The sequence below is a fragment of the Vibrio hibernica genome (assembly GCF_015223435.1).
GTDB lineage: Bacteria > Pseudomonadota > Gammaproteobacteria > Enterobacterales > Vibrionaceae > Vibrio > Vibrio hibernica.
Window position 1 is genome coordinate 1 of record NZ_VHKO01000066.1, and the last position, 11,950, is coordinate 11,950.

At 37.6% G+C, this 11,950-nt stretch carries 11 protein-coding genes and 1 other RNA gene; 11 read left to right on the forward strand and 1 reads right to left on the reverse strand.

The genetic code is table 11. The features are described from left to right. Positions 1–171 precede the first annotated feature (171 nt). From ffs to FH976_RS14270, 4 genes are all read left to right on the forward strand, one after another. An RNA gene (gene ffs / locus FH976_RS14255) (signal recognition particle sRNA small type) lies at positions 172–268 on the forward strand. Between the two features lie 119 nt (positions 269–387). Continuing rightward, on the forward strand, positions 388–1,011 hold the full coding sequence (locus tag FH976_RS14260) for a TnsA endonuclease N-terminal domain-containing protein (protein ID WP_194091490.1): 624 nt from the start codon (positions 388–390) through the stop codon (positions 1,009–1,011). Between the two features lie 5 nt (positions 1,012–1,016). Next, positions 1,017–2,885, forward strand: coding sequence for a Mu transposase C-terminal domain-containing protein (locus FH976_RS14265; RefSeq protein ID WP_194091491.1), 1,869 nt, complete (start codon positions 1,017–1,019; stop codon positions 2,883–2,885). Continuing rightward, positions 2,885–3,907: a TniB family NTP-binding protein gene (locus tag FH976_RS14270; RefSeq protein ID WP_194091492.1), complete on the forward strand. Its 1,023-nt coding sequence runs from the start codon at positions 2,885–2,887 to the stop codon at positions 3,905–3,907. The genes FH976_RS14265 and FH976_RS14270 overlap by 1 nt, the downstream gene beginning before the upstream one ends. Here FH976_RS14270 and FH976_RS14275 read toward each other — a convergent pair. Continuing rightward, entirely contained in the window at positions 3,904–4,218 is a 315-nt protein-coding gene (locus FH976_RS14275) for a helix-turn-helix domain-containing protein (RefSeq protein WP_194091493.1), read from the reverse strand. The two genes, FH976_RS14270 and FH976_RS14275, sit on opposite strands and share 4 nt — an antisense overlap. Before the next feature lie 100 nt (positions 4,219–4,318). Here FH976_RS14275 and FH976_RS14280 point away from each other — a divergent pair, with 100 nt between their 5' ends. The 7 genes from FH976_RS14280 to FH976_RS14310 all read left to right on the forward strand — a co-directional run bounded on the left by FH976_RS14280 (position 4,319) and on the right by FH976_RS14310 (position 11,477). Beyond that, on the forward strand, positions 4,319–4,834 hold the full coding sequence (locus FH976_RS14280) for a hypothetical protein (RefSeq protein ID WP_194091494.1): 516 nt from the start codon (positions 4,319–4,321) through the stop codon (positions 4,832–4,834). A gap of 149 nt (positions 4,835–4,983) precedes the next feature. Then, a complete protein-coding gene (locus tag FH976_RS14285; RefSeq protein WP_194091495.1) occupies positions 4,984–5,682 on the forward strand; it encodes a hypothetical protein in 699 nt (232 codons plus the stop codon). 92 nt (positions 5,683–5,774) lie between these two features. Next, entirely contained in the window at positions 5,775–7,001 is a 1,227-nt protein-coding gene (locus tag FH976_RS14290; protein WP_194091496.1) for a TniQ family protein, read from the forward strand. Between the two features lie 2 nt (positions 7,002–7,003). Then, positions 7,004–9,100 carry a type I-F CRISPR-associated protein Csy2 gene (locus FH976_RS14295; protein ID WP_194091500.1) on the forward strand — a complete coding sequence of 699 codons (2,097 nt, stop codon included), beginning with the start codon at positions 7,004–7,006 and terminating at the stop codon, positions 9,098–9,100. Between the two features lie 6 nt (positions 9,101–9,106). Further along, positions 9,107–10,132 carry a type I-F CRISPR-associated protein Csy3 gene (gene csy3, locus FH976_RS14300; protein WP_194091497.1) on the forward strand — a complete coding sequence of 342 codons (1,026 nt, stop codon included), beginning with the start codon at positions 9,107–9,109 and terminating at the stop codon, positions 10,130–10,132. A 4-nt stretch (positions 10,133–10,136) separates the two neighbouring features. Beyond that, positions 10,137–10,748: a type I-F CRISPR-associated endoribonuclease Cas6/Csy4 gene (cas6f, locus tag FH976_RS14305; RefSeq protein ID WP_194091498.1), complete on the forward strand. Its 612-nt coding sequence runs from the start codon at positions 10,137–10,139 to the stop codon at positions 10,746–10,748. Positions 10,749–11,237: 489 nt separating this feature from the next. Further along, a complete protein-coding gene (locus tag FH976_RS14310) occupies positions 11,238–11,477 on the forward strand; it encodes a hypothetical protein (RefSeq protein ID WP_194091499.1) in 240 nt (79 codons plus the stop codon). Positions 11,478–11,950 lie beyond the last annotated feature (473 nt).

Genomic DNA, 11,950 nt, shown 5'->3' on the forward strand with positions numbered 1-11,950 from the left:
TAAGACTAAGAAACATAGATCAGCAGAAAGATAGTAATTGATGAAAAGTTGTCCAAACAAATTAGCCTAAGGTGTTTTGGGCTTGCATTGAAGCTGTTGATACTACATAATCCTCGCACTCTTAAGACATCAAGATTATTTGTATCTTACAGAGAATAGAATCAATGGAGGCCCTGGTCCTCCCGCAATACTAGTTCGTGAACTTGGTCAGAGCCGGAAGGCAGCAGCCACAGCGAATGACGTGTGTGCCGGGATGTGGCTGGGGCTTCCACCTATTTGATGTTTGCAACATAAGTCTGCATAAATTGCAAAGTAGTTTGCATATTTGCAAGATAAGTCTGCATAGTCTACTTTTAGTTGTAAGTTTACAACAAAATGGGCTTCGGCATGTTTGACCAAACAAAAAAATCCTCCCATGTTCATAACATCTCAAAATTTATGAGTTTGAAGAACGATGCTGTCGTTCGTACCATGTCAACACTAGAATTAGACATGTGCTTTCATCTCGAATACTCCCCTGATATAGAAAAATTCACATCTCAACCGAATGGTTTTTATTACGGTTTCAATGATCGCCAATGTCGCTATACTCCTGATTTTAATATAGTTAATCATGATGGAGTTGAAACGTTCATTGAAGTAAAACATTCCTCTAAAATCCATAACCCTGACTTTAGAAGTCGCTTTGCTGTAAAACAGCAATTCTCACTTGAACACTTCAATAAAAAACTCATTCTAATTACCGAAAAACAAATTCGGATAAACCCCATTTTGAATAATTTGAAGTTGTTGCACCGCTATTCTGGTCTTCAAACCGTATCTGATATTCAATATGAGATTTTAAAAATTGTTCAGAAAAGCCAGAAAATACAACTGCATGATATCTCAAGGCTATTAGGAATTTCAGAAGTGGATACCTTGTCGGGCACATTAACTTGGCTTTCACTGGGAAAGCTAAATACAGACTTAAAATCGGCTGATATATCGCTCGATACACATGTCTGGTGTTAACTGTTATGGATTTCGGTGAGCTTAATAGCTTTTTTGATGAATTTGAGCATAGTGAAGAATTAAAATCTGTTGAAAATGAAGTGATGGATTTCTTGGGAAAAGAGGAATACCAACCCCAAAAAACAATCGATTCTTATACTCAAGTTATTCAGGATGAAGTCCAAAAGCGCCTTTCTTATATTCGATTTATTGAGTCTCGCCTTAATGGTGGATGGACTCAAAAAAACTTATCAAACCTGCTTGTTGAAGCATCAGCTACCCTTCCGCTACCCGTTCCTAGCTGGCGAACTCTCGTTAATTGGAAAAAAGCTTACTATGACTCAGGAAAGTCGATTTATGCATTAATACCTAAGCATGCATCGAAAGGCCGACGAGATAAAAATAATGATTCACAAAAATATATTGATAAAGCGATCACTGAAAAATATCTAACAAAAGAAAGGGTGAGTGTTGCTGATACTTATTTATATTATAAATCGTTAGTGATTGTAGCGAATAAATCAATAGTAACAGGCAGCATTGAATTACTGAGTCAACGATCATTCTATAACCGTATTAATTCATTACCGCCGTATGAAGTTGATTTAGAAAGGTTTGGTAAGCGTTATGCAGATAGAAAATATCGCTCAGTAGGTCAGTTTATACCCGCAACGATGCCAATGGAGTACGTCGAAATTGACCATTCTCCCGCGGATGTGATTTTAATTGATGATGAGAAAGAGTTTCCATTAGGACGGCCATATCTTACGACCCTTTATGATAGATATAGTAAGTGCATCGTTGGTTTGAGTGTGAATTTTCGTGAACCTAGTTATAACTCCGTGCGTAAAGCTATTTTGAATGCTGTTTTAGAAAAGGACTGGGTGAAAGAGAAGTATCCTGGCATTACCAATGAGTGGCCATGCCATGGAAAGATACAAAATCTTGTCGTTGATAATGGTGCAGAATTTTGGAGTGGCGATCTAGAAGATGCATTGCGGCCATTGGTTTCAAATATTCTATACACAAAAGCTGGTAAACCATGGGAAAAATCGGGTGTAGAAAAGTTATATGATCAATTGAATAAGGGGTTAATTACCAAATTTCCCGGAAAGACGTTTTCTCGTATTGAACAGTTGAAAGGCTACAACCCGAAAAAAGATGCCGTAGTGCAAGTCAGTGTATTTTTGGAGCTTTTACATAAATGGATCATCGATATTTATCATCAGTCCCCAGATGCGCGAGAAAATGGAGTGCCGATCCACCGTTGGAATGAGTCAAAATTCCGACCAATAGAATATAAAGAACATGAAAAAGAACAACTTAAAGTAGAGTTAGGTCCGTTAAATCATCGGACCATCGCATTAGGCGGTATTCGCTTGTATAACATGAGGTATCAGTCAGAAGAGTTGATTGAATACCGAAAAAATAATGCATTAGATACATCTGGAAAGTTATTCGTCAAAACTAAAACAGACCCAATGGATCTTAGTTACATTTACGTGTATTTAGAAAATGAGTCTCGTTATATCAAAGTTCCAGTCGTCGATAATACTGGTTATACCAATGGATTAAGTCTTTTTCAGCATAAAGTGATTGAACGAATTCGTAAACTGAATACGCGTTTTAGTGTTGATGAGATTAGTTTAGCGGAATCACGCCTATATATAGAAGACCGTATCCAATCTGAAATTAATCGTAGTTCAAATAAAAAGCCAAGTAATATGAAGGTAGGTAGCACTTCAAAATTAGCCAAATACCATGATGTAGGGAGTGATGGCCCAACGACGGTATCAACCAGCGCGACTAACCAGACACCAATGAAGTTAAAACCGGAGATCATTATTGAAACGGTTAATTGGAATGATGAATTTGACGACATTGAGGGTTACTGATGCTTACCGACATTCAGAAAAGACAGATATCAGATTTTCGAACCTGTTTTATTGAACACCCTGAAATTTCAGAAATATACCGCATATTTGACCGTATGCGTCTTAATAAGTCTCTTGGTGGGGAGCAAGAATCATTTTTGCTAACCGGCGAAACAGGAAGTGGAAAAACAGCGCTAATTAATCATTACTTACGTAAACAGCCAACTCATTCAAATACATCATTTTCTAATCAGCCTATTCTTAGCTCACGGATACCACCGAAAGTTAATGAACAAAGCACGATGTTACAATTGCTCAAGGATTTGAATACTCAATCTAGCGGACGGGGGATGCGTAATAAGAATGACTTAGCCTTAGCTGAATCTGTTGTTGTACAGTTAAAACGAAAACAAACCGAATTGATTATTGTTAACGAAGTTCAAGAGCTTATAGAGTTTTCATCGGCAAAAGAACGTCAGGCTATTGCAAATATGTTTAAGTATATTAGTGAAGAAGCTGGCGTTTCCTTTGTTTTAGTTGGAATGCCGTATTCGAATTTACTTGCAGATGAACCACAGTGGAATTCTCGTTTAACTTGGCGTCGAGAGTTGACGTATTTTAAACTGAGTAAAAACAGAGAGCATTTTGTACGTTTGCTCAAAGGTTTATCGGAACGAATGGGATTTGAGGTATCACCTGAATTACATAAGCGAGAAATAGCCCTAGCTCTATTTTCGATTTGTAGAGGAGAACTTCGAGCATTAAAACATTTCTTAGAAGATGCGATGTTAATGAGTTTTGAGCTTAAAAAAGAAACGGTTGATGTAGAGGTATTAAAGCATACACTTAACCTTAAATGCCCACAATTTAGAATCGAAAAAAATCCATTCGAATATCCGGAAGCAATAAAAATCACCGAGCTAGCTGAGCCAACAAGATATAACCCCTTTGCAATAAAGGAAGAAGAGAAGATTATTAGCCGCCGATTTACAGATGCCTTACCATTGAATCTTTTATTATCAAAAACTGGATTAAAAGTTTAAACATTACTTTTTTTCTTCAATGCATCGATTAGATCCAACTTATCGTCATTACTTAGCTTATCAACCGCACACACTAGTTCCGCACTAACATCATCCTCACAAAAGAAGTAATGTAACGGAACATCCAATTCTTCAGCCATACGGCGCAAAGTGCTGATGTCAGGGATGTGACGGCCTTTCTCGTAGTGATTCATTCGACCACTAGCCGAGCTTTCTTCCATGCCAATTCTCACCCCCAGTTCTTTTTGGGTGATATTGGCTTTTTTACGAGCATCTTTGAGCCTCGCTGGGATTGGGTTGTCTTTTTGCACTGAGGCATCTTTTTTTGTCCTATAGATAACTTAGATTGTCTAAGTTTTACTTAATTTTGTATACTTAGCAATCCTAAGTTTTAAGGGTGGAAAAGTAGAAGTGAAAGAAAAAAAGAAAGGAAAAGAATTTGTTCATAACTTTTTGATTGAGCAGGCGTTGATGGATTTTTCAATTATTGAGTTGGTTAGTTCTCTACAAAGACAAGTCAAAGAGTTTGCTATGCAAGAGCAAGAAAGGGTTTATCAATATGCATATCGACATCTTTGCAGTTTGGAAAAAGAGGGTTGTCTTATTTCTTATATGCAGAAAAGGAAGAAGAGATTTATAAGGCAGAATAAAAAAAACCTTTATAAAACTCTAGAAAAGATGCCATTTCTAATTTTACAAGATGAAAGAAAACAAGCTAAAACCGAATTAGCAACAGTTTTAGCCGAGGTTGATGAATACAAGTCGTTAAGTATACGGTTTCCTAAACAAAAGCAATTGTTCCAAAGCTTGTCTGTTCAAGCTGATATCGATTCTGCTTATCTGATAGGTAAAATTAATGCGCTTTCTAAAACATTAAGTGTTTCCGGCTTTGAAAAGAATGGTATGAGTCAAATAGAAAAGATTTAATTTTCGGCTTTAAAACTTAAATCAGTTATATTCTTATCAACAAAGGATTGACGAGTTAAGTCTATGACCACAAATATTAATAAAACCAAACTCAATCAAGCCCAGCAAACCGAACTGAATTCAACCGATGCGATTGTGGAGCAAGCAATATGAGTCAACAAGAAGCATGTTTATGTGTGTTAGATTCTATACACAAAGAAATATTAAGTATGGATTTGATTGATATTACAGATCATGTATTGGCTCAGCAGTATTTAATAAAACTATCAGCGCTCAGCCGAATGTTTTCTGATACGAAGATAGTGAAGAAGGAAGGTTTTATTCAGGATCAAAAATCTTTTTGTGCTTTGATTGAACGTTATTCAAACTGGTCAGAAGCAACTAAACGAGTTGTTGTGTTTAAAGAGCGGGCAAGAACCGATAGTGTTGATTTGTTAGAAGGTATTGATGAAGACGCGGTTGTTTCTGTATCTGGAAGTGATGACCGTACTCTATGTTCGGTTCTTGTAAATGCAATGGTTGAAGGGAATGAAGATCTGCAATTCCACGGCTCTTTGAAATATAGCCAGTTACTTTATGCGGTACGCTGTGAACTTATACATGAAGATCTGTCCGAACATCTTCCGAGGTATAAAATTGGCTCTCTTACAGAACCGTATCAACGATTGGTTCATTATAAAAATGAGCAAACTACGCTAGATATTGTATTCCCCGTAAAGTGGATCCGACAGTTGCTTTTGGATATTGTTAAAAATTTAAGAAGTAACAGTCAGAATTTTATTGTTCCTTCTTTTGCAGCAAAGGAAAAAAATAATCGATTATCTTATTTAGGCTACTTAGTGGAATAGTTTGACGGACTTAACACTTTTAAATTAGTGAGTGGTTAAATGGAAAAGTTGGTCAATACTAAAACTTAGAATAACTAAGCTTTAGGCTGGCAATGGAATCCAAATTTATACATTACCCAGATGAAACGCTCGAAAGCTTTTTACTTCGGCTTAGCCGGTATCAAGGTTACGAGCGTTTTGTACATTTTGCAGAAGACATTTGGCGCGAGACGCTTGAACAACATGAGGCGATGGCGGGCGCATTTCCATTCGAACTAAGTCGAGTGAACTTGTATCACGCTCAAACAACCAGCCAAATGCGAGTGAGGGTGTTAATGCACCTTGCCAAGCAACTGGACCTTCCTAATTTTAGCGTATTAAAAACAGCGTTAACCCATTCAAAAGCCATATTTTCACCAGACTACAAAGCCGTTTATCGTAACAACATTGATTACCCATTTTCATTTCTGCGCAAAGACTTTACGCCAATCTGCCCTGAATGCTTAGCTGAGGCCAGTTATATCCGCCAACATTGGCAGTTTTTGCCTTATCAAGCTTGTCATGTTCACTACTGTAAATTATTGCACCAGTGCCCTGAGTGTAAACGCAGTATTGGTTATCAAAATTCTGAAATAATTGATCATTGCGAATGTGGTTATGGTTTCATTGGAGCGAAGACAGAACCGGCGAGTGTAGCTCAATTGACAGTTGCACAATGGCTAATGGGAGAAAGCTCAAATTCAAACTGTGCAGAACAACAAGGTCTATTCTCTTATTCATGTTCAATATCTGAACGCTACGGAATTTTACTGTGGTATGTGAACCGGTATAGCGATCATGATGATATGAACATGGATAGCTTTATTGAATATGCTCAGCAATGGCCACAAGGTTTAATCTCTGATTTAGATAATCAAGTTGAAAAGGCAGATCTGCTTAGGGTTAAACCGTGGAATCAAACGTTTTTTAATGAGGCTTTTGGTTTGTTATTAAAGGATTGCCGCCGTTTGCCTAACCGACAATTAGCGCACAATAAAGTCTTATCGGCTGTCTTAGGTTATTTAACGGATCTCGTTACTCGAAACCCTAAAACTAAAAAGCCTAATATTGGCGATGTGTTATTAAGCTCATTAGAGGCCTCTACGCTACTTTCTTGTACCGTCGAGGAAATCTATAGGCTGTATGAGTTTGGCGAGATTAAAGCGGGTTTGAGGCTAAAAATGAGCAGTAAGATAGCAAGCCAGCAATCCGTTTTTACATTGCGCAGTGTTATAGAGCTAAAACTGGCCAGAATGAGATCTTCGGCTGATGGTTTAACCATGTATCTGCCAGAGTGGTAATGATAATGAAATTAAAAGATCTGCTCACCATTGAGAATGATATAGAGCGCCAAGCCATATTGAAAAAAGCATTCATGCCATATTCTGAATTGATAGATGTTGATGGTAATGAACTTAATGCTTTGACCATTTTATTGAATTTATCCTTATCCAAACCGGAATGTAATAATTGGTCAGATAACGTGAGAGCTAAGCAATATTTATTTAATTCAGACCATATCGATATTGTGTGTAATGAAATTAAATGGCTGCATACTCATAATCTCAAATTTCCCGATTGTAGAGTAAAGGAGCAACGTTTAATTGCTTCTCCTTTAGCTTGTGAAACATCGTTTATTTCCAGTACAAGTGTGACATCATCATTTGGCTGGTCACACAATTCAGCGGTGTATAAACATACGGTTTGGTTATTGAATCCCTTTATTTGGCAAGGGGAAATGTGGTGCTTATTGGATCTCATCCGCTATGAAGAAACACTCTGGTTGAAGTGTTTAAAACAATTAGGTTTGAGCGCTTCTTCATTAAGGCAATTGAAAGCTGTGATTAGTCGAGATTTACCAGAGCTGCATGAGTTGCCAAGTGAAGTTGATCGTTTTAGTAAACAACTTCGCTTTCCTTGGAATAATGATTATTTATCGATCACGCCTGTTGTCAGCCACTCGATACAAACCGAACTTGAGCGATTAGCGAGGGACGCGCATTCTACCTTAAAATTTACTACTGCCACTTTTCCTAACTCACCAAGTATTGGTAATTTGTGCGCTTCTGTTGGTGGCAACATGAGAGTGCTGAATTATCCATTAGGAATCACGGCGGAATTCGGTAAAAGCTTTGTATCAAGCAAAAACAAAAAAGGCGTTTTTTTTGATGATTATCAGCTAACCAATGCTAAGTTTTGTAAAGTATTAAGCCATCTTTGTGGTGCGGAACCTTTGACAACGGTGAAGCAACAACGTCATGTAAGGTATTATCAATTACAGATTGCTCGTAAACAAATTGCATTATGGCTATTACCATTGATTGAAGTAAAAGATCATATTGATTCTGAGTGTGATGTTATGTCGATTGAATCTGGTAATCCAGCGGTACAACAATTTATCTATGGTGATGAATCAAAAATTATCGATTTACTTAAGCCTTTAAATCAACAGTTACACCTTAGCTTACAGAGTAACTATTATTCGAGCCGATACGCGTACCACGCTAAATTGCTTGCACCTTTGAAACGCCAACTAAAATGGGTTTTAGATCAATTGAGCCAACCTGAAAAGCCGCGAGTAGAAAGTGAAAACTCAAGTGAGCAAGAGCTGTTTATATATTTGAAGTCTTTACGAGTAGAAGACGCCAACGCAATGAGTTGCCCATATTTGTGTGGCACCTTATCTCTTACTTCCATTTGGGGCTTTGTGCACCATTACCAACGGCAGCTCAATAAGTTATTAGATGGTGAAGCTGAATTTGATTTTCAAAGTTTCGCTATTTTTTATCGTGAGGAAAACGTTAAATCTACGACAAAGCTGACGGAACCTAGTGTTCTTGAAGCTAAACGGACGATTTCTAATGCAAAAAGGCCGACGATTTTAGCCACAAAGTATTCCGACCTAATTATGGATATTGTCATTAAAGTAAAAGGCACTGGCAGAATTACTGATTATGGTAAGCAACTAAAAACGACACTTCCAAGCCAGCTCGCCGGAGGCACTGTATTCCAACCTCAGCTACATTCGGGTATTAAATGGCTGAGTTCTTACTCTAGCCAAAGCGACTTGTTTTATCGTATCAAGTCACTTCCTGCTTCTGGGACGTGGTTATTTCCTGAAGTTAATCAGCCTACAAGTTTTGCTGAGTTGGACATCTTTCTTTCTAAAGATGAGTCGTTAATACCCATCAGTAATGGATTTCATTTGCTAGAACCGCCAATCGAAAGAAAAAATGCTCTGACGTCTGTACATGCGTATGCAGAAAACACAATAAGTGTGGCTAAGTGTGTGAATGCTATTGATGTACGTTTTAGTGGGCGAGATCACTTTTTTAAGCAGGCATTTTGGAAGCAAGAAAATAACGAGACAACTATTCTTATTCAAAAGGACAAGAATTAGGCTGCTATGAAACTTTGCAAACAATTAAATTACGTTCGGTCTTTAAGCTCAGGTAAAGCCTGTTTTTATTTTGTTGATGAGCATGAAAAAATCCAACCAATCAGCATAGATAGAACAAAGTTAAGGGGCTCTAAAGGGGATTACTCTCAAGCGTATACAGGGGAGTTGAAGCGGAAAAATGTGGCTTCGCATGAATTAGCACAAGGTAACATCCACTATATTGAAGAATGTTACGTACCACCGACCGTAAATGAAATTTATTGTGCATTTTCATTGAGAATTAAAGCCAATTCGTTACAACCCGAAATATGCTCAGATCCCGAAGTGAGAGCCACGTTAACGCAATTAGCTACGATATATGATGAAAACGGTGGTTATGAAGAACTGGCACAACGATATGCAAAAAATATTTTATTAGGGACTTGGTTGTGGCGAAACCGAGAATGCCGAGCGGTAAAAATTGAAGTTTTGAACAGTGCACAAGACACGTTTGTTATCGAGAATGCATTGAAGCTGAGTTGGTATGGTCGTTGGGATAAGCCTTCACAACAAGCTTTAAAGGGCTTAACAATATATATCACGAAAGCACTTTCAGACCATCAAGATTACTTTTATATGGATATTAAAGCTTCGATGAGTGTTGGCTGGGGCGATGAAGTCTATCCGAGTCAAGAGTTTCTTGATCAAAAAGAGAAAGGTAAACCAACTAAAAAACTGGCAATAACCCATCTTCCAAATGGTGATGAAACGGTAGCATTTCATGGGCAAAAAATTGGTGCGGCCATTCAGTCCATCGATGATTGGTGGCAAGACGAAGCCGATAAACCCTTACGAGTGAACGAATATGGTGCTGATAGGGAATACGTTATTGCCAGACGGCATTCTAGCTTAAATAAGGATTTCTATTATTTAGTGAGCCAAGCGGAACATTGGATAAAGGTACTACAGCAGTCTGATTCAATACCGGATGAGGTGCATTATATTATGTCTGTTTTGGTTAAGGGTGGTCTTTTCAATAGTAGTAAGGATTAACCACATGTCTCAGCGATACTTCTTTGTTATTAAATTCATTCCTAAGCATGCAGATGCGAGCCTGTTATGTGGCCGATGCATTTCAACCATGCACGGTTTTATGAATAATAACCCGACAGGTAAAAATGCAGTCGGCGTTAGCTTTCCACTCTGGACAGATGAATCATTGGGTAGTGCGATAGCTTTTGTAGCAGAAGATAAAGAATTACTCATCGGTCTGTCATTTCAGCCTTATTTTTCAATGATGAAAGAAGAAGGTTTATTTCAAATTTCAGCTATTTTGCCAGTAGATAAAGAAACTAAAGAAGTTCGATTCATTCGTAATCAAGCTATTGGTAAAAGCTTTTTGGGTTCTAAAAAAAGAAGAATGAAAAGAGCCCAATTAAGGGTAAGAAAGTTGGATTTTATTGCTATCCCTAAAGTGAATGAGGAACGAGTTTTTGGCAGCTTCCATCGTATCGCACTTTCTAGTCAATCGACTCAACAAGACATTGTGTTGCATATTCAAAAGCAAGAATGTGATGAGATTACGTTAAATCATTTTAATTCATACGGCCTAGCAACAAATCAAGCATGGCAAGGGACGGTGCCAGATTTAAAAAATACGATGTTGTAATGCTGTAAAATTTAATGGATTAAAAACAATAAGATATTTGATGCAGTGAAATAAAAGGTATTCTTTAACTAATGATATGCAATTGCTTGAAAGTAAATAGAGTCATGTCTAAGTTTTATAGTGACCTGCCGAATAGGCAGCTAAGAAATATATTACTTTTCCGTATTACAGAGGGCAAGGGTGACCTGCCGAATAGGCAGCTAAGAAATAAGTATGCACACCACAGATTATCTTTCGTTTGTGATCTGCCGAATAGGCAGCTAAGAATAGGGCTGGAAGTTAGCATCCACACCTGCTGATAAGCAGTAAAACATATACAAAATCCACTAGACATATTCTTTGTTTAGTGGGTTTTTGCTAAGCTAAGTTTCTCATTATACTTCGGTGTAGATTTGCTGCTCATCGTAATTTTAGTAAGTCATTATGGCCTAAATTCTTGTAATGAGATAAACCTGAAAAAAATCCTGCAATTTCGGTACGAGTAAATATATGAGAGTTAAAATTGAACAGAACGAAAATGGTGAATACTATTTTTTAATTCCCGATGAGTTACAAGAAAACCTGTCTTGGAATGAAGGAGATCACATGGAATGGATCGATAATGGGGATGGTAGTTTGACGTTAAAGAAGCTCAGTCAGTTGGAAGCATTAAAAATCAAAGCGTTTGAAGAGCCTGACGTGAAAGCTGAGTATGGTCAATTGAAAGATGATTCTGAGTTTGACCTTTAGTTAAACTATTCTAGTTGTAGTTAAATTACCAAAGCAACAAGTTCCTTAATCTGTGCAATAGCCTATGACACCAATTAATTTAAAGCATTTCTTTGCCCCATTGTTGGTTTCGCCAAAAAGCCGACGCTCTCAGTCGGGTGGGTTTTGACTAAATATAACTAATCTGAGACCCGAAACTCACAAAGTACGAGAAATGGCTGTCATAGCGCCATTCTTAGCTCAAGTGAACTCACGGATTTTTGCCCTGTAAATCGCTCTGAAAGTGTCACAAACTTTCAAAGCGTTATGGTGGTACTCCCTTAAATAAGTGTCCAAAATATCCGCTTAGAACGTTTTAGGCGCTTTGAGGGTTGTTTTTGATAGCACAATCGCACATTTGTCATAATAGGAATAATGACTACCGAATTTCGATAGATGTAAACTCACTTGTCCCTTTAGGGTACCTTGTTTGATATGTTCAAATGTGAGGGGGT